This is a genomic window from Acidimicrobiales bacterium (assembly GCA_035540975.1).
In the GTDB taxonomy this organism is placed as follows: domain Bacteria; phylum Actinomycetota; class Acidimicrobiia; order Acidimicrobiales.
In genome coordinates this window covers 1-18,368 of record DATLFN010000003.1, presented here as the reverse complement: position 1 = coordinate 18,368, position 18,368 = coordinate 1, and the positions used below count along the sequence as shown (strand labels likewise).

The window sequence follows — 18,368 nt, the reverse complement described above, 5'->3', positions numbered from 1 at the left end:
GGGGAGTGGACCTCTAGTGCACGGGTGAGCCGGGCTCCGTCATCGCCCGGTAGATCCGCTCGAGGTCTTCGAGGGAGCCGAACTCGACGGTCACCCGGCCCTTCTTGGCGCCCATTTCGACCTTCACCCGGGTGTCGAGGTGCCGGGACAGCAGCTCCTCGAGCTCGAGCAGCCCCGGCGGCCGCAGCCGGCGGCCGGGGCGGTCGGTGTGCGACGCCGCCTTCGCCTCCCCCAGGGCGCTCCGGGCCCGCACGGCCTCCTCCACGGCCCGCACGGACAGCCCCTCGCTGACCGCACGCCGGGCCAGCGCCTCCTGGAACGCCCGGTCCGGCGTCCCCAGCAGGGCGCGGGCATGGCCCTCGGCCAACTGGCCCTCGGCGACGAGGCGCTGGATGGTCGGGGGCAGCTGGAACAGCCGCAGGGTGTTGGTGATGGCCGCCCGGCTCCTGCCCACCCGGGTGGCCAGCTCCTCGTGGGTGAGGTTGAAGTCCTCCAGGAGCTGCTGGTAGGCCGCAGCCTCCTCCAGAGGGTTCAGGTCCTGGCGGTGGATGTTCTCCACCAGCGCCTGCTCGAGGCTGGCCTCGTCGGCCACCGTCCGCACCAGGGCGGGGATGGTCTGGAGGCCGGCCCGCTTGGCGGCCCGCCAGCGGCGCTCGCCGGCGATGAGCTCGTAGCGACCCTCGGCGGCGGGGCGCACGAGGATGGGCTGGAGGACGCCGAGCTCGCGGATCGAGGCCGTCAGCGACGCCAGGTGCTCCTCGTCGAAGTGCCGGCGCGGCTGGAAGGAATTGGGAACGACGCTGGCGATGGGGACCTCGGCCAGTGCCGACCCCCGGTCCCCGGTGACCTCCGACGGGATCAGGGCCCCGAGGCCCTTACCCAACCCGCTGCGGCGCGCCACCACTCACCTCCTTGGCCAGCTCGCGGTAGGCGATGGCCCCTCGCGACGTCGGGTCGAACACCAGGATCGGCTGCCCGAACGACGGCGCCTCCGAGAGGCGCACCGTGCGGGGGACGATGTTGCGGCACACCTTGGCCCCGAAGTGGGCCCGCACCTCGGCCGCCACCTGGTCGGCCAGCTTGGTGCGGGCGTCGAACATGGTGAGGATGATGGCGCTGACCTCGAGCCGGGGGTTGAGGTTTGTCTGCACCAGGTTCACGTTGCGGAGCAGCTGGCCGAGGCCCTCGAGGGCGTAGTACTCGCACTGGATCGGCACCACGACCTCGCTCGCCGCGGCCAGGGCGTTGACGGTGATGAGGCCCAACGACGGCGGGCAGTCGACGACCACGAAGTCGAAGTCCTCGAGCACCGGGCCCAGCGCCCGCCGCAGCTTCAACTCCCGGCTGAAGGCGGGCACCAGCTCGATCTCTGCTCCGGCCAGGTCGATCGTCGCCGGGCACACGAACAGGTTCCGCAGGGTGGTGGGCTCGATGCAGTCGTCGATGGCGACGTCGTGCATCATCACGTCGTAGACCGACGACTCCAGGTTGCGGGGGTTGATCCCCAGGCCGGTCGTGGCGTTCCCCTGGGGGTCGAGGTCGACGACCAGCACCCGGTAGCCGAGCTCGGCGAAGCCGGCGCCCAGGTTGACGGCGGTGGTGGTCTTCCCCACGCCGCCCTTCTGGTTGGCGATGGCGATCACCCTCGGGAGGGGGCGGGCGAACCGGGTCGGGGAGAGGTCCGTGGGGTCGACGGGCCCGGGCGGCCTGTCGGTCGCGAGCAGTGTGGCGATGGCGTCGGCGGGGATAGCGAGGGGCACCGGTCCCGGCGTTCGACGCGCCGGCGCCGGGGCCGGTGCGGCGTCGGGGGCGGTCGCCGGCTCCCCGGCCGCGGCGGCGTCCTGGCCGTGCCCCGGCACCACCACGGCGCCCACCGGCGGCTCCTCCCGGCTGGCGTCGGAGATGGAGGGCGTCGCCGTCCCGACGGCGTCCTGCGCATCTGCCGGCGTCGCCACGCCGGCGGCCGGCGGCTCCGGGCTGGCGTCGGGGATGGCCGTCCCCGCCTCGATGTCCGAAACCGGGTCCGGGGACGCCGTTGGGGGCTGGGGACCCGTGGTGGCCGCCGGTACGGTCGGTTCGGCGGGCGCAGCCGCAGCGTCGGCGACGATCTCGTGGAGGACGGCGTCGACGGCAACCTCCTCGGGGACGTCGGCGCCGACGGCTCGGACGTCGTCGGACACCTGGGTCGCGGTCTGGCGGTCCTCGGGGACGTCGGGCGGCCCGGTCTCCATGCCGCCCACCTCGGCCACGACCGCCTCGGGGCCGTCGGCCGGAGGGGTGGAGGGCGCCGACGCGTCTTGCGATGGCGACGCGTCCTCATCGGTGGCGACCGCCGACACCGTGGCGGGCGGGGGGGTCGTCTCGGTGGGCTCCTGCTGCCGGAGCTGGTCGAAGATCGCCCGGCCCCGAACGGCCAGATCGTCGTGCTCCGGCGAAGTCATGGACACCGCTCGGCTGGCGCGACGTCGTGCACGGCGCCACTCTTGCCCGCGGGGGGCGCAAGGTCAAGGACCCTCGTGCTTCACGTGAAACTTTGTCCGGCGGGACCGGGTGGTTGGTTCCACGTGAAACCTCAGAACAACGGGCGCTTGGACGGAACGCCGACCCGTCGCGGGAACGGCTCCGGGCAGCCCGTTTCCTGGCGAAGAATCTGAAACCGGGAGAACGCCTGCTCCAGCCGAGCGACCGGGCGCAGCCCCAACCTGCTCAGCGGGCCCTCCGGCCATCGCTCTGGCCCTCCATCCGGGGGCTCCGACACGACGAGCCGGCCGCCCACGGCGAGAAGGGGGGCGCCGCACTCAGCCGTCACCGCAGGCGGGCCGAAGCTGCGGGCGACGACGACGTCGGCGCGGCCGCGCCATGCGGGGTCCCGCCCGGCGTCCTCCGCTCGGCAGTGCGCCACCGACACCCGTCCGTCGAGCCCGAGAGCCAGCACCGCCCGAGCCAGGAACGCGGTGCGGCGGTCGTTGGAGTCGAGAAGTGCGACTCGAGCGTCGGGCCAGGCCCGGGCCAGGACGAGCCCGGGCAGCCCGCCGCCGCTGCCGAGGTCGACGACACGGGTGGGCGGCGGCTCCCCCACGGCCCGCAGGAAGCCGGCCGCATGCTCGACGTGCCCGGCGACCGGTCCGGGGCCCAGGAAGCCCAGCGCACGGGCCTCCTCGAGTACCTTCTCCAGCCCGGAGTCGGGCACCGGTCCGGGCTCAAGCCGGGTTGATGACCACCCGGCGGCGGGGCTCCTCGCCCTCCGAGGACGTCGCCACGCCCGCAATGGTGTTCACCGTGTCGTGGACGATCTTGCGGTCGGCGGCGTGCATGGGCTCCAGCGACTTGGCGACGCCGCTCGCCTTCACCTGTTCCGCCACCGAGCGCGTGAACCGCTCCAGGGCCGCCTTGCGCTTCTGCCGGTAGCCGGCCACGTCCACCAGGAGACGACCGTTGCGGCCCCCGGTCTGGCGCTGGACCACGGTGCGGGTCACCTCCTGCACGGCGGTGAGCGTGGAGCCGCCCGGCCCGATCAGCAGGCCCAGGTCGTCGCCGCTGACGGACAGCTCCACCGTGTCCTCGTCGACCGTACGGATGTCCACGTCCGCCCGGACGCCGAAGGAAGACAACAGTCCTTCCAGGAACACCCGTCCCGTGTCGGCCTGCTCGCTCAACGGCACGTCGTCTTCCATCGTCGCTCCTTGGGCGGTCGTCGGTGCGGCCGGTGCCGCAGGTTGGGGTCGCTGCTTCTCGGCTCGGGGCCTCGAGTCCTGCTGGCGCTCGGCATCGGCGGACACCTCGGCGGGCGAGCCGGCGGGCCGTGCGTCACCGGTCGTGGGGGCGGCAGCCGGTGACTCGCCCGTCGCCGGGCCGGCGTCCTCACCGGAACGGCCGGCGCTTCCCCCGCCCGAGCCCTTGCTGCGTCGGCGCCGGTCCCGGCGGTCGTCCTTGGGGCGGGGCCGGTTGGGCCGGACCCTCGCCCGGACCCTGGCCTCCGAGCGGATGCGCCCGAACAACCCGTGCCTGGTCTCCTCGAGGACCTCGAACTCGGCGTCGTTCTCGTCGACGCCGAGCTGGTCGAGTGCCGCGTCCTTGGCCTCCTCGACGGTGCGCCCGGTCGTCTCGACCCACTCCACGGGCGGCTACCTGCCCTTCTTGCTCCGCCGCTTCTGCGGCGATCGGTTCGGTGGGCGCCTCCCGTTGCCGGGGCTCGAGGAACCGCCGGGCTTCGGCTTGGCCCCGTTGCGCTCCGGCGCCTTCGCCTTCGGGTCGGCGCCCTTGGCCTGCGCCGGCTTGGGCGGCGTCTTGGGCGGCGTCTTGGGGGCCGGCTTCGCGGCCGGCTTGGCCACCCCCTTGCCCGGCGTGGTGCGGCTGGACCGGGGCGGCTTGACGTCCACCGCCTTCGCCTCGATCTCCCGGGCGTGCTTCTTGGCGTGGGCGGAGAGCGTGGGGTCGAAGCGGTACATGGCACCCGTCTGAGCGATGCGGAAGACGGCGGAAACGAGGAAGTAGATGTTCACCCCGGCGGGGATGCTGAGCGAGATGAAGCCGAAGAAGGCAGGCATGATCTTGAACAGCATCTGCTGCTGGGGATTGGTGGTGGTGCTGCGGGACATCGTCTGGCGGGTCTGCATGTACTGGGTGAACACGACGAGGCCGACGATCAGGAAGAAGGGCACGGCAGCCCCGAAGGACTCGTGGCTCTCGCTGGCACGTTTTGCCAGATCGACGCCGAAGGACTTCATCTCCCCGCCCGATTCTCGGAGGGCCTGGTACAGGTCGGTCCCCTTGTCGAGGTACTTGGGGTCGAAGCCGCCCCCCTCCGCCTTGCGGGTCAGCCCGTTGATGACCTGGTACATCACCAGGAACACCGGCATCTGGAGCAACATGGGCAGGCACCCGGCCACCGGGTTGACCTTGTGCTCTTTGTAGAGGGCGATCATCTCCTCGTTGAGCTTCTGGCGATCGCCGCCCTTGTGCTTGGCCTGGAGGGCCTTCATCTCCGGGCCCAGCTTCTGCATCGCCAGCATGGAGCGGGTGCTCTTGAGGGTGAGGGGCGACAGTACGAGCATCACCGTCAGCGTCAAGAGCGCGATGGCGACGGCGTAGTTGGGGACGGCGGCGTAGAAGAAGGCCAGGAGCCCGGCCAGGAGCTGGAACATCAGCGCTCCCGCACCGGGACGGGATCGCATCCGAGGCCGCCCCACGGGTGGCACCGGCCGAGCCGGCGCACGACCAGCCAGCTCCCCCGGGCCGCACCATGGGTCTCCAGCGCCTCCAGCGCGTAGGAGGAGCAGCTGGGGACGAAGCGGCAGGGCGACGACGACCCGGCCCGGGCCGTGCGGTAGAGGCGGACGGGCGCCGCCAGGAGGCGGGCGGGGCCGGTCACCGCCGGACCTTGGTGCCGGCGTCGTCCAACGCTCCCGAGACCATCGCCTTCAACTCCCCGAACGGAAGGGACGCCGCCTCCGGAGCGGCTCCCACCAGATAGGCACCCGGTCGCAGATGCGGACCGAGCTCGAACACTGCGGCACGCAGCCGGCGCCGGAGCCGGTTGCGAACGACGGCACCACCGACCGCCCGGCCGACGGCATAGGCCACCCGGGGCGGCCCCGGCGGAGCGCCGGGTAGGAAGGTTACCGTGATCGGCCCGCATCGGCTCCGGCAGCCGGAGCGGCGCAGGGCGGTGAACGTGGCCTTGTCGCTGATGCGCCGGATCAGGCGGAGAGCCGGTGGCGGCCCTTCAGCCGGCGGGCCTTGATGATGGCGCGCCCCGCCCGCGTCGACATCCGGTGGCGGAACCCGTGGTTCTTGGCCCGCTTCCGGTTGTTCGGTTGAAAGGTTCGCTTCACCCATGAGCTCCCTGTTGGGGGCAGTGACTGGCCCGGCCGCTCCACGGTAGGGCGGCGCCGGGCCGATGACAAACGGGCCCGGTGCCGGAGGGAGGGTGGTCCAGGGCGCGGTCGCCCGGCCGGGCCGGCGGACGGGCTGGTCAGCCCCTATTCCGGGTCGCCTCTCGCCACCGCCGAGTGCCGGTGCTACCGTCGCTCCACCGCCTCCCCCGCCCGGCTCCGACTTCCCCCGGAGCCCTCGGGCCCGGGGGCCGGCGGTCAGGCCCTCCGGGGCCTGTTGTCGTTATGCACAGGTGTGGACGATGTTGTGGACACTGAGCTCGAGGGGAAGGCAGAGGCGCCGTTGACGGACGCAGAGCAGCTCTGGGCCCTGGCTGCGGAGGCGCTCCGGCCGATGGTGACGGACGCCGCCTGGAGGATGTGGTTCGCCCACGTCGAGCCGTCGTTCGCCGACGAGCGTCGCCTGGTCCTCTCCGTTCACAGCGCCATGGCCAAGGAGCGGCTCTCCACCGTCCACCTCCCGGTCATCACCGACGTCGTGTCCGAGGTGGCGGGCGCACCGGTAGCCGTCGAGTTCGTGGTCCACTCCACGCCGGCCGACGGGTCGAGCCCGGACGACACCAACGTGGCCGACGACGCCGGCCTCCACCCGGGCGACGACGACGGCACCCTTGCCGCCGAGTCCACGGCGAACGGCGGCCCGGCGGGGCCGAGGGCCACCGGCGACGGCAGCGGCAACCGGGAGCGGGGGCTGCTGCGCCCGGAGTTCAGCTTCGACGCCTTCGTGACCGCCGACTCGAACCGCTTCGCCCGGGCCGCGGCCGGCGTCGTGGCCGAGACCCCGGGCCATGCCTACAACCCCCTCGTCATCTACGGCGGCAGCGGTCTGGGGAAGACCCACCTCCTGCACGCCATCGGGAACTACGTCAGCGACAACTTCCCGAACTACACGGTGCGCTACACGCCCACCGAGGGCTGCATGAACGAGTTCGTGGAGGCCCTGCGCACGAAGACCACGCTGGCGTTCAAGCGCCGCTACCGCCAGTGCGACGTGCTGCTCATGGACGACTTCCAGTTCATCATGACGAGCGAGCGGCTGGGGGAGGAGTTCTTCTACACCTTCAACGAGCTCCACGAGTCGTCCAAGCAGATCGTGATCGTCTCCGACCGATCACCCAACGAGATGGGCTCGGTGGACGTCCGCCTGCGCAGCCGCCTGCTCGCCGGCCTGGTCACCGACGTCAAGCCGCCCGACCTGGAGACCCGCATCGCCATCCTCCGCAAGAAGGCGGAGCGGCGGGGCGAGCGGGTACCCGACGAGGTGCTGGTCCTCATCGCCACCAACATCCGCGACAACATCCGCGAGCTGGAGGGCGCCCTCACCCAGGTCGTGGCCTTCGCCCGCCACCACGACGAGCCGCTGACCAAGGAACTGGCCGAGAAGGTCCTCTCCGACGTGCTCTCCAAGAGCCGGCCCCGCCCCATCACCCCCGAGCTCGTCATCGCCACGGCGGCCGAGGTGTTCGGGTTCACGCCCGAGGAGCTGCAGGGCCCCAGCCGGAACCGGCCGCTGGTCCAGGCCCGCCAAGTGGCCATGTACGTCCTGCGCCAGCTCACCGACCACAGCTACCCCACCATCGCCCGCGAGTTCGGCGGCCGCGACCACACCACCGTGATCCACGCCGTGAACAAGATCGAGAGCCTCATGGCGGAGCGGGCCAAGGTGTACCAGGACGTCGAGCTGCTCACGCGGAAGCTGACAACCGATGCATGACCTTGTGCCGGACCGATGTGATTCGGGGGACGGCCACGCCCGCGCCCACGGCGCATCGCCGGGACCGTCACACCGGTGTGGGAGCCTGGGGATCACCCCACGACGTCACACCCCCGCTGACCTGCGGCAACCGCCGTTTTCCCCAATCCACACCGCCTACTAACGCTTCTAGGTTTTCTCTACACAAGAAAGGCAGTTGGTTGAAGCTCAGGAGTGAACGAGACACCCTGGTCGAGGCGCTCACCACCGCCGGCCGGGCCGTCACGAGCCGCGGCGGGGCCATGCCCGTGCTCTCCGGTGTCCGGCTCGAGGTGCGGGGGGACCGGCTCCTGGTGGCCGGCTCCGACCTGGACCTCACCATCCAGGTCGACGTCGGGGTGGGCGGCGCCGAGGACGGGGTCTGTGTGATCCCGGCCCGCCTGGCGGCCGACATCGTGCGATCCCTGGAGCCGGGCGCGGTCACCTTCGAGGCGGGCGACGACGAGGTGCGGATCACTTCGGGCCGGTCGCAGTTCGCCGTGCGCATGCTGTCGGCGGGGGACTTCCCGCGGCTTCCCTTCGCCGGCCGGGACGGCACGCCCGGCGAGGCGGTCACCCTGGCCGGCGGGGAGTTCGCCGACGCCCTGCGCCAGGTCGTGCGGGCCGCCTCGGCCGACGACGCCCGGCCCATCCTCACCGGCGTGCTGATGGCCGCCGAGGCCACGGGGCTGCGCCTGGTCGCCACCGACTCGTACCGCCTGGCCGTGCGCGACCTGCCCGGTACCACCGTGCTCGGCGAGGGCCAGCACGTGCTGGTGCCGTCCAAGGCCCTGTCCGAGCTCCAGCGCCTGCTCACGGGCGACTCGGAGGTGGTGCTCCGCCTGGGCGAGCACGACGCCACGTTCGACGTCGGTCCCGTGCGCCTCACCACCCGGCTCATCGAGGGCGAGTTCCCCAACTACCGCCAGCTGATCCCGTCGTCGTACCCGAACCGGCTGGTGGTGGCGAGGGATGCCCTGGTGGACGCCGTCCGCCGCGTGAAGCTGCTCGTGCGGGACGCCACCACGCCGGTCCGAATGGCGCTGCGGTCCGACGTCATCGTCCTCACCGTGGTGAGCAGCGAGGTGGGCCAGGCCAGCGAAGAGGTGGACGCCAAGTACGAGGGCACCGAGATGACCGTGGCGTTCAACCCCGCCTACCTGATCGAGGGCGTCGAGGCGGTCGGGGGCGACGAGGTCACCCTGGAGACGTTGGACGCCCTCCGCCCCGCCGTCATCCGGGCCGTGGAGGGCGAGGAGTACCTGTACCTCCTCATGCCCGTGCGGGTGTCGTAGCGGGCCGTCGTGCAGCTGGAGCGCCTCTGGCTGGCCGATTTCCGGAACTACGCGGCGGCCGACGTGGTGCTGGCACCCGACGCGCTCAGCGTTGTGGTCGGCGGCAACGGCCAGGGGAAGACGAACCTGATCGAGGCCGTCGCCTACCTGGCCACCCTCTCGTCGTTCCGCGGCGCCCCGCCCGAGGCCCTCGTGCGCACCGGCGCGGCGTCGGCGGTGGTCCGGGCCGAGGGCCGCCGGGAAGGGCGGGACCTGCTGATCGAGGTGGAGATCAACCCGGCCGGGCGGTCCCGCACGCTGGTGAACCACCAGCCGCTGCGCCGGGCCGCCGACCTGCTCGGCGCCCTGCGGGTCACCCTGTTCTCGCCCGACGACCTGGAGCTGGTCAAGGCCGGCCCCTCCGGCCGCCGCCGCTGGCTCGACGACGCCCTCACCGCCCTCCACCCCCGCAATGCCGCCCTCCGGGCCGACGCCGAGCGCGTGCTCCGCCAGCGCAACGCCCTGCTCAAGCAGTGCCGGGGCCGGCTCGACCCGTCGGCCGCCGCCACCCTGGACGTGTGGGACGCCAAGTGGGCCGCCGCCGGGGAGGCCCTTGCCGCCGCCCGGGCCGGGCTGGTCGGCGCCGTGGAGATCCCCATCGCCAAGGCCTACGATCAGGTGGCGGGCGCCCCGGCCGACGTGGGGGTGGGCTACGAGCGGTCGTGGGACGGCCCGCTCGCCGCCGCCCTGGCCGCCGCCCGCGACGACGACGTGCGCCGGGGGCTCACCACCACCGGCCCCCACCGCGACGAGTTGCGCCTCACCATCGGGGGCGTCCCCGCCCGCACCCACGCCTCCCAGGGTGAGCAGCGCTCGCTGGCCCTGGCCCTGCGGCTGGCGGTGCACGCGGCCGTCGCCGAGGCGGTGGGGGAGCCGCCGGTGCTGCTGCTGGACGACGTGTTCTCCGAGCTGGACCCCGACCGCAGCGCCGCCCTGGTGGCCCACCTGCCCGACGGCCAGGCGCTGCTCACCACGGCCGGGGCGGTCCCCGACGGCATCCGGCCCGCGCTCACCCTGCGGATGAGCGACGGGAGGATCCTGTGAGCACGTGGCGGGACCTGCCGACGTCGGGCGCCAGGGCGCCGAAGCGCATCTCGTCGTCGCTGGACCGGGTGGCGCAGCGCCTCGGCGCGCCGTCCGCCGCGGTCCTGGCCGCCGTGTTCGGTCAGTGGCCCCGCATCGCCGGTCCCGACCTGGCCCGGACCACCCGGCCCCTGTGGTTGACGGGGGGGACGCTGGTCGTCGGGGTGGGCGACCCGTCGGCGGCCACCGAGCTGCGCTACCGGGGGAACGAGGTCCTCGAACGGGTCGCCGAGGTGGCCGGGAGCCGGGTCGCCGAGCGCATCGAGGTGCGCGTCCGCGGCCGTCGCTGAGGGCCGCTCCTCCTTCGCAGTCCCACCCCGGTGGTAAACTGCCATCATTGCAATTCGGGCTGCTGACCTGCGTCTTTGCGCCCGGATCGCCTCCATCCATACCGCCTGTGAAAGGTCGCGCCTGAATGGCTGACACTGCGGACGGCAGCCGCCGCCCCGCCTCCTACGACGCGAAGGACCTCACCGTCCTCGAGGGTCTCGAGCACGTCCGGAAGCGCCCGGGCATGTACATCGGGTCCACCGGGTCGAGCGGGCTCCACCACCTGGTCTGGGAGGTCGTCGACAACTCGGTCGACGAGGCGATGGCCGGCTTCTGCACCTGCATCGAGGTAACCCTCCAGGGCGACGGCGGCTGCCGGGTCAGCGACGACGGGCGCGGCATCCCCGTCGACCGCCATCCCCAGCACCGCAACAAGTCCGGCGTGGAGATCGCCCTCACCATGCTGAACGCCGGCGGCAAGTTCGGCGGCGGCGGCTACAAGGTGTCCGGGGGCCTGCACGGGGTGGGCGTGTCGGTGGTGAACGCCCTGTCCAGCCGGTTGATCGTCGAGGTGGACCGCAACGGGGAGCGCCACCGCATGGAGTTCGCCAAGGGGGGCAAGCCCCAGGGCAACCTGGAGGTGGTCGGCCGGGCGCCCCGCAACCGCACCGGCACCACCGTTGTGTTCTGGCCCGACCCGACGGTGTTCGAGGAGGTCGAGTTCCGCGCCCAGACGGTCGTCGAGCGCCTCCAGATGATCGCCTTCCTCAACAAGGGCCTGGAGATCCGCTTCAGGGACGAGCGCCCGGGCCACGACCAGCAGGTCACCTACCGCTACGCCGGCGGCATCGTCGACTTCGTCAGGCACCTCAACGCGGCGAAGGAGCCGTTGTTCAAGAAGGTCGCCTCCTACAGCCACGCCGGCCAGGACGATGCCGGGCGCGACCACGAGGTCGAGGTCGCCCTCCAGTGGAACGCCGGGTTCTACGAGGGGATCCACAGCTTCGCCAACGGCATCGCCACCACCGAGGGCGGCATGCACGAGGAGGGCTTCAAGAAGGCCCTCACCAACGTGCTCAACAAGTACGCCCGGGCCAAGGGGCTGCTCAAGGAGAAGGACCCGAACCTGCTGGGCGAGGACATCCGGGAGGGGCTCACCGCCATCATCGCCGTGCGTCTCCAGGACCCGCAGTTCGAGGGGCAGACCAAGTCGAAGCTGGGCAACGTGCCCATCCGCGGCCTGGTCGAGCGGGCCACCAACGAGAAGCTGGCCGAGTGGTTCGAGGAGCACCCCACCGAGGCCCGCCAGGTGGTGAACAAGAGCGTCCAGGCCGCCCGCGCCCGCTCCGCCGCCCAGCAGGCCCGCAACCTCATCCGCCGCAAGTCGGCCCTCGAGGGCGCCGGGATGCCGGGCAAGCTCACCGACTGCTCGAGCCGCAAGCCGGAGGAGGCGGAGCTGTTCATCGTGGAGGGCGACTCGGCCGGCGGCTCCGCCATCCGGGCCCGGGACCCCAACACCCAGGCCATCCTCCCCATCCGGGGGAAGATCCTCAACGTCGAGCGGGCCCGTCTCGACCGCATGCTCAAGAACACCGAGATCCAGTCGCTCATCGGCGCCATCGGCGCCGGCGTGGGCGACGAGTTCGACCTGGCCAAGATCCGCTACCACAAGGTGATCGTGCTGGCCGACGCCGACGTGGACGGCAGCCACATCCGCACCCTGCTGCTCACCTTCTTCTTCCGGCAGATGAAGCCGCTGGTCGAGCACGGGCACGTCTACGTGGCCCAGCCGCCGCTCTACTCCACGGTGGTGGGCAAGGAGAAGGCGTACCTGAAGGACGACGTGGCCAAGGCCCGCTTCCTGGAGCAGCACCCCAACCACAAGGCCGAGTTCGGGCGCCTCAAGGGCCTGGGCGAGATGGACTTCGACGAGCTGGGCTCGACCACCATGGCCGCCGACAAGCGCACGCTGCTCCAGGTCACCGTGGAGCAGGCCGCCATCGCCGACGACATCTTCTCGGTCCTCATGGGCGACGACGTGCCGCTGCGCAAGCAGTTCATCGTCACCAATGCCAAGGACGTGCGGTTCCTTGACATCTAGTTTCGGTTCGCAAGCAGAGCCTGCTCACCGAGCTCGACGGTGCTCCGGCGGACGGGCGGAGCCCGTCCGCCTCCGCGCTCGGGTTCTCGCACCGCCGGCTGGGCCGGCGGTGGTGGCGCCCAGCCAGGGCGGCCGCCTGCGGCGGCGTCCCGTTGCCGGGTGCCCTGGCGCCCGCTCCCGCTATACCGCCCCGCCCCGCCCTCCCCGTGGTGACGCTCTTCTCCGGCTCTGGCGGCAAAACGGGGCGGTATCCGCCCGTTCTTGCCGCCGGAACGGTCCTCGCCCCTTCTCTCCGAGGTTCTGGCGTGACTGATGTGATGATCGGTTCGGGCGACGACGGGCTGGGGGGGATCGAGCCCGTCGAGATCCAGGAGGAGATGGAGCGCTCCTTCCTGGAGTACGCCATGTCGATGATCACGCAGCGGGCGCTGCCCGACGCGCGTGACGGGTTCAAGCCGGTGCACCGGCGGATCCTCTACGGCATGCACGAGTTGGGCCTGCGGCCCGACCGGCCGTTCATGAAGTGCGCCCGGGTCACCGGAGAGGTGATGGGGAAGTTTCACCCCCACAACCAGCAGGCCATCTACGAGGCCCTGGTGCGCATGGCCCAGCCGTTCAGCCTGCGCAACCCGCTGGTCGACTTCCACGGCAACTACGGCTCGCCCGACTTCCCGCCGGCGGCCGAGCGCTACACCGAGTGCCGGCTGTCGCCGCTGGCCACCTTCATGCTGGCCGGGATCGACGAGGACACCGTCGACTTCGTCCCCCAGTACACCAACGAGTTCGTGGAGCCCGTCGTCCTGCCGTCGCGGTTCCCCAACCTGTTGGTCAACGGCAGCCAGGGCATCGCCGTGGGGATGGCCACCAACATCCCGCCCCACAACCTCGGTGAGGTCATCGACGCCACCGTCCACCTGATCGACCATCCCGAGTCCACGCCCGACGACCTCATGCACTTCGTCAAGGGCCCCGACTTCCCCACCGGGGCATTCATCCTCGGGCGGGCCGGGATCCTCGACGCGTACCGCACCGGCCGCGGCAGCATCCGCATGCGGGCCCGGGCGGAGATCAAGGAGACCAAGTCGGGCCACTCGATCGTGGTCAGCGAACTGCCGTACCAGGCCTCGGTGGCGGCGATCGAGCAGCGCATCGCCGAGCTCGTCAACGCGCGCGAGATCGAGGGCATCCGGGACGTGCAGAACCTCTCGGCCGGGCTGGAGACCAAGGTCGTCATCCCCCTCAAGCGCGACGCCAACCCCCACGTCGTGCTCAACAACCTGTTCAAGCACACCCCGCTGCAGACGAGCTTCGGGGTGAACATGGTCGCCCTGGTCGACGGCATCCCCCGCACGCTGAACCTGGCGCAGATGCTCCGCGCCTACATCGACCACCAGGTCGAGGTCATCACCCGCCGCTCGCAGTTCCGGCTGCGCAAGGCCCAGGACCGGGCCCACATCGTCGAGGGCCTCCTCAAGGCGCTGGACGCCATCGACGCCATCATCGCCCTCATCCGGGGGTCGGCCGACCGCTCGGCCGCCCGCACCGGGCTCATGGCCGAGCCGTTCCGGTTCAGCGAGGTCCAGGCCAACCACATCCTCGACATGACCCTGGGGCGGCTCACCCGCCTGGGCCGCCAGGAGCTCGAGGACGAGATGGCCAAGCTGCGGGAGACCATCGCCGAGCTGGAGGCGATCCTCGCCGACCCCGACCGCCTGCGCGGCGTCATCAAGAGCGAGCTGGGGGAGATCCGGGAGAAGTTCGCCACCGGCCGCCGGGCCGAGATCACCTTCGACCCGGGTGACATCGGCGTCGAGGACCTCATCGAGGACGAGCCCCTCGTGGTCACCATGACCCGGGCCGGTTACATCAAGACCGTCGCGGCGGGGGCGTTCCGCACCCAGGGGCGGGGCGGCCGTGGGATCCAGGGCGCCCGCCTCAAGGAGCAGGACCTCGTCAACACCGTCATCCACACCACGGCCCACGCCTACCTGCTCTTCTTCTCCAACCAGGGGAAGGTGTACCGGCTGAAGGCCCACGAGGTGCCCATGAAGGAGCGCACGGCGCGGGGCACCGCCATCGTGAACCTCCTGCCGCTGAACACCGGCGAGCACATCCAGGCCATCATCGACACCCGGGAGTTCGGCGACGACGAGTTCCTGGTCTTCGCCACCCGCCTGGGCCAGGTGAAGAAGACGACCTTCTCGGAGTACGACAAGTCCCGCCGGGACGGGTTCATCGCCATCAACCTCAAGGAGGGCGACGAGCTGGTGCGGGTGATCCGCACGTCGGGCGCCGACGACCTGTTCATGGTCACCCGCCACGGGCTCACCATCCGCTTCGCCGAGGACGAGGTGCGGGCCACCGGCCGCGCCGCCCAGGGCGTGATCGGCATGCGCCTGCGGGACGGCGACGAGGTCGTGTCGTGCGACGTGGCCCGGGACGACGCCGCCATCCTCCTCGTGACCGACGCCGGCTTCGGCAAGCGCACGCAGCTCGACAAGTTCCCCAGGAAGGGCCGGGGCACTATGGGTGTGAAGGGCATCAAGCTCACCGCCCGTCGCGGCTACGTGGTGAGCGCCTTCATGGTCGGCCTCGACGACGAGATCATGGCCGTCTCCTCGGCCGGCGTCACCATGCGCATCCCGGTGCGGGGCATCCCGTCGCAGGGCCGGGACGCCACCGGGGTGCGGATCATGAACCTCGACGCCGGCGCCACGGTGGCGTCCGTCGCCCCCATCCTGGCCGCCGACGAGAGTGAGCCGGCCGGCATCTGACCGGGCCGGCTCTGCCGGTCGCCTCTTCCCCCTCCAGCGCGGACGAGCAACGAGGAGTCGGGATGCACAGGCGCGAGCACGGGCAGGTCCTGCCCCTGCTGACGGTGGTGATCGTGGTGGCCGGCATGGTGTCGCTGGCCGCCGGGAGGGTGGGCGGCCGGGCCGTGGAGGAGGCGCAGGCCGCCACCGCGGCCGACGCGGCCGCCCTGGCCGGGGCAGCGGCCGGTGCCGACGCGGCGGCGGCGGCGGCCGAGGCCAACGGCGCCCGCCTCACCCGGGTGGAGACCGCAGGCGCCGACACCCGCGCCTCGGTCTCGTTGGGTGGTGGCGCTGTCGCGTCGGCCCGGGCGCGTAGGAGCAGCAGCGGCGCCGACCAGGGCGTCGCGGCGCCCGCCCTCCGGGCCGCCCTGGCCCGGGCCGCCCAGCTGGCCGGCCGGCCCGTCCCGACCGTTCCGCCGGCTCCGGGGGGACCGGCCCCGGGCGACAGCGCCGCCCGTCACGCACGGGGCCTGGCCTTCGACGTCCCTCCGTCGTTCGTGCCGGCGCTCCTCCCGGTCGCCACCGGGGCCGGTTTGTGCCGGCCGTACCCCGAGACCCACCCCACCCACTTCGAGCTCTGTCCGCCACCGGAGCGGCGGCTACCGTGAGCGGGTGGCGCAGGGGAGACGGGTCCGCCGGGTGATCCGCCGCGTCGACCCGTGGACGGTGCTGCGCTTCTCGCTGCTGTTCTACGTCTGCATGCTGGTGGTGGCGCTGGTCGCCGGCTTCCTGCTGTGGGCGGCGGCGTCGACCACGGGCGTGATCGACAACGTCGAGCGCTTCGTCAAGGAGCTGTTCGCCCTGGAGTCGTTCCGGATCAACGGTGGCCTGATCTTCCGCTCGACGATGATCGGCGGCGGCGTCCTCGTACTCCTGGGCGCCGGGGCCAACGTCTTGATGGCGGTGCTCTACAACCTGACGTCGGACGTGGTGGGCGGGATCGAGGTCGTGGTGCTCGAGGAGGAGCCCGCTCGCAGCACCGTCTGAGCCCGGGCGGTGTAACGTCGTCCTCCCTCGGGGCTATAGCTCAGCTGGTTAGAGCGCAGCACTGATAATGCTGAGGTCAGTGGTTCGACTCCACTTAGCCCCACCACCAGGGAGGCCCAAAACCCCAGCTCAGAGGGGGTGCAGGTGCCCCTGGAGTTTGTCCGCCGGTGACCGTGAGAATCCGGGATTTCCGTTCGCTACGGGCACGTGCCGGGCACGCAGCGGGCACGACACGGGGCGGACTCGATGCCGGTCACCTCCGGGTCGCCGACTCGAACACCAGGCCCGGGACGTTCTCGAAGATCTGGTCGTTGGAGACGAGCGGGACGCCGAGCCGGAGGGCGGTGGCTGCGATCCAGCGGTCCGCGTCGTGGTCGCGCTGGCCGAGCGCGTGGCCGATCCGTTCGCAGTCGACGCGGAGTGGGCGTACACGGCGACCAGTTCGGGCCCGGAGTGGACCGTCTCCGCTTCGGCGATCCTCGCTGCGAGCTTCCGCATGCGCGCTGCACCCCAGTTCCGTCGGAGCGCCCCGTAGCGGAGCTCGGCGGACGTCTGGAACGAGATGAACGCCGGCCGCCCGGCGATGATGGGCTCGTAGATCACCGCCAGCGCCGAGCCCGGCACGAGATCGGCGCCGTACACGTCGGTGTCGATGACAACCGGGCCCCGCCGTAGCTGCGCGGTCACGCCTCCAGCGCGGCGAGGAAGGCGGCGCCCTCTTCCTCGCTGAGATCGTCGATCACCATCTCCTCTTGCGGCGGCAGCGGCCGTGCCCGCCGGAGCAGCTCCTCCACGGGCAACTCCAGGCTGTCGGCGGCCCGAGGCGGGACGGGTTGTGTGGACATCTCGCCCCCCGATTCGATTCCGTCCAGCGCTGACCGGATGCCGCCGCCGCGCTTCGACTTCGCCCCAACCCAGATCTCGCCCCTCGATAAAGCCGTGCTCCATCGGCTGGCCGCATCCCGGACAGGTTCCTTGCTCGGGCACGCTCAGTGATCGCGTGGCTCGCGTGCCTGCCCACACCGAATGATTCGATTCTCCCTGCCGGCTCGCCGCGCCGCCGGGGCCAGCGCGTGGCCAGCGCGATGGAATGTTCGGAGAGCCGGTGACTTCACCGCCCGGGGGGCTCGGCGGCCGCCGGCTACGGGCGCCGTAGTTCGGCACGTCGGCGCGCACTGCTCGGGTGCCGGGGCGGGCGTGGCGCATAGGCCTGGCGAGAGGCAGTGTGTGTACTATCATGCACACATGTCGAAGGGCAGGATCACCGTCACGATCGACCAGGCATTACTCGACCGGGCTAGGTCGCTGGGGGTGAATCTGTCGGCGGCATGCGAGCGGGGAATCGCCGAGGTCACCGAGACCGTGGGCGCCCGAGCCGAGTTGGCTCGCCAGGTCGCCGACTACGAGGACAACGGCGGCGTCTACGACGACGAGAAGCTGGCGCGAGCGAGGCACGTCCTGGCCGACGCCCAGGCCGCCCTGGCGGTCGAACGCAAGGCGGGCTGAGTGCCGGCGTGCATCCTCGACTCGACGGCGCTGGACGAATTGGGCACGCCAGAGTGGCGTCGAGCCCTGCTCGAAGCCGGGTACGACCTCGTGGTACCCACTGTGGTGCTGGCTGAGCGGCATACGGGTCGACCTCAGGACCACCAGTTGCGAACGGCGCTGCGGGCAACCCGGCGCACGCCGCTCGATGAGGCCCGCGCCTACGCGGCCGGCGCGCTACGTCACAAGGTGGCCCCGACCCGCAGACGAGCGCCCTCGGCCGTTGACGCGGTGGTCGTCGCGGTTGCCGACCACGTGGCCCGACGCGACGACGTGCTTGTGCTCACGTCGGACGTGGCCGACTTCGAGGCACTGCGCACCCAGGCGGCCAACAGCCGACGTATCGCCGTCCGGCGTCCCTGATCGCGGCCACTGCTGGCGTTGGGCCGAATCCCGAGCAGCCGACGCGGCTCCTGCTGCTGGGCGCAGCCGCGCTGGTATCACGTGCGCTGATGTGCCAAATGCCGGGTCGCCGCGCGGCGCGCCGCCCTCAACGCCGCAGTCGACGCTGACCTGATCGGTCGCTGGCCGGCCAGGAAGGTGGCGCTCCCGAGGGTGCGGCCCCCGGACCGGAAGTTGGTCGATCCGGCTGACCTGGTCCGGTTGGCC

General features: G+C 71.8%; 18 protein-coding genes and 1 tRNA gene. 11 read left to right on the top strand and 8 right to left on the bottom strand.

Annotated elements, in window-relative coordinates:
* Positions 1-13: 13 nt before the first annotated feature.
* The 7 genes from VM242_00205 to rpmH form a co-directional block, all read right to left on the bottom strand.
* Entirely contained in the window at positions 14-901 is an 888-nt protein-coding gene (locus tag VM242_00205; GenBank protein ID HVM03569.1) for a ParB/RepB/Spo0J family partition protein, read from the bottom strand.
* Positions 876-2,441, bottom strand: coding sequence for an AAA family ATPase (locus VM242_00200; protein HVM03568.1), 1,566 nt, complete (start codon positions 2,439-2,441; stop codon positions 876-878). The genes VM242_00205 and VM242_00200 overlap by 26 nt, the downstream gene beginning before the upstream one ends.
* Positions 2,442-2,572: 131 nt before the next feature.
* Complete coding sequence (locus VM242_00195) at positions 2,573-3,190, bottom strand: RsmG family class I SAM-dependent methyltransferase (protein HVM03567.1); 618 nt, start codon at positions 3,188-3,190, stop codon at positions 2,573-2,575.
* A gap of 10 nt (positions 3,191-3,200) precedes the next feature.
* Positions 3,201-4,118, bottom strand: coding sequence for an RNA-binding cell elongation regulator Jag/EloR (jag, locus tag VM242_00190; protein HVM03566.1), 918 nt, complete (start codon positions 4,116-4,118; stop codon positions 3,201-3,203).
* Positions 4,119-4,124: 6 nt separating this feature from the next.
* Positions 4,125-5,144, bottom strand: coding sequence for a YidC/Oxa1 family membrane protein insertase (locus VM242_00185; GenBank protein ID HVM03565.1), 1,020 nt, complete (start codon positions 5,142-5,144; stop codon positions 4,125-4,127).
* Entirely contained in the window at positions 5,144-5,371 is a 228-nt protein-coding gene (gene yidD / locus VM242_00180) for a membrane protein insertion efficiency factor YidD (protein HVM03564.1), read from the bottom strand. Before yidD ends, VM242_00185 begins: the two co-directional genes overlap by 1 nt.
* Before the next feature lie 328 nt (positions 5,372-5,699).
* A complete protein-coding gene (gene rpmH, locus VM242_00175; GenBank protein ID HVM03563.1) occupies positions 5,700-5,834 on the bottom strand; it encodes a 50S ribosomal protein L34 in 135 nt (44 codons plus the stop codon).
* A gap of 343 nt (positions 5,835-6,177) precedes the next feature.
* On the opposite strand from rpmH, the gene dnaA reads away from it, so the two are divergent.
* The 9 genes from dnaA to VM242_00130 all read left to right on the top strand — a co-directional run bounded on the left by dnaA (position 6,178) and on the right by VM242_00130 (position 16,320).
* The gene (dnaA, locus tag VM242_00170; protein ID HVM03562.1) at positions 6,178-7,608 is read left to right on the top strand and encodes a chromosomal replication initiator protein DnaA; all 1,431 of its coding nucleotides are present in this window, start codon (positions 6,178-6,180) and stop codon (positions 7,606-7,608) included.
* Between the two features lie 200 nt (positions 7,609-7,808).
* Positions 7,809-8,921, top strand: coding sequence for a DNA polymerase III subunit beta (dnaN, locus tag VM242_00165; GenBank protein ID HVM03561.1), 1,113 nt, complete (start codon positions 7,809-7,811; stop codon positions 8,919-8,921).
* Between the two features lie 9 nt (positions 8,922-8,930).
* The gene (locus VM242_00160; GenBank protein ID HVM03560.1) at positions 8,931-10,004 is read left to right on the top strand and encodes a DNA replication/repair protein RecF; all 1,074 of its coding nucleotides are present in this window, start codon (positions 8,931-8,933) and stop codon (positions 10,002-10,004) included.
* Complete coding sequence (locus VM242_00155; protein HVM03559.1) at positions 10,001-10,333, top strand: DUF721 domain-containing protein; 333 nt, start codon at positions 10,001-10,003, stop codon at positions 10,331-10,333. Before VM242_00160 ends, VM242_00155 begins: the two co-directional genes overlap by 4 nt.
* Positions 10,334-10,458: 125 nt before the next feature.
* Positions 10,459-12,414, top strand: coding sequence for a DNA topoisomerase (ATP-hydrolyzing) subunit B (gene gyrB, locus VM242_00150; GenBank protein ID HVM03558.1), 1,956 nt, complete (start codon positions 10,459-10,461; stop codon positions 12,412-12,414).
* 305 nt (positions 12,415-12,719) lie between these two features.
* Positions 12,720-15,188, top strand: a complete 2,469-nt coding sequence (gene gyrA / locus VM242_00145; GenBank protein ID HVM03557.1) for a DNA gyrase subunit A — start codon at positions 12,720-12,722, stop codon at positions 15,186-15,188.
* A gap of 62 nt (positions 15,189-15,250) precedes the next feature.
* The gene (locus VM242_00140) at positions 15,251-15,835 is read left to right on the top strand and encodes a hypothetical protein (GenBank protein ID HVM03556.1); all 585 of its coding nucleotides are present in this window, start codon (positions 15,251-15,253) and stop codon (positions 15,833-15,835) included.
* A 4-nt stretch (positions 15,836-15,839) separates the two neighbouring features.
* On the top strand, positions 15,840-16,214 hold the full coding sequence (locus VM242_00135; protein HVM03555.1) for a DUF3566 domain-containing protein: 375 nt from the start codon (positions 15,840-15,842) through the stop codon (positions 16,212-16,214).
* A 29-nt stretch (positions 16,215-16,243) separates the two neighbouring features.
* Positions 16,244-16,320 (top strand) — tRNA-Ile (locus VM242_00130).
* 577 nt (positions 16,321-16,897) lie between these two features.
* Here the strand turns inward: VM242_00130 and VM242_00125 are convergent.
* Positions 16,898-17,059 (bottom strand): hypothetical protein, encoded by a 162-nt coding sequence (locus VM242_00125; GenBank protein ID HVM03554.1) that lies wholly within the window; start codon positions 17,057-17,059, stop codon positions 16,898-16,900.
* A gap of 400 nt (positions 17,060-17,459) precedes the next feature.
* Here VM242_00125 and VM242_00120 point away from each other — a divergent pair, with 400 nt between their 5' ends.
* Both VM242_00120 and VM242_00115 read left to right on the top strand, forming a co-directional pair.
* A complete protein-coding gene (locus VM242_00120; GenBank protein HVM03553.1) occupies positions 17,460-17,720 on the top strand; it encodes a type II toxin-antitoxin system CcdA family antitoxin in 261 nt (86 codons plus the stop codon).
* Complete coding sequence (locus VM242_00115; protein HVM03552.1) at positions 17,721-18,122, top strand: hypothetical protein; 402 nt, start codon at positions 17,721-17,723, stop codon at positions 18,120-18,122.
* The last annotated feature ends 246 nt before the right edge of the window (positions 18,123-18,368 follow it).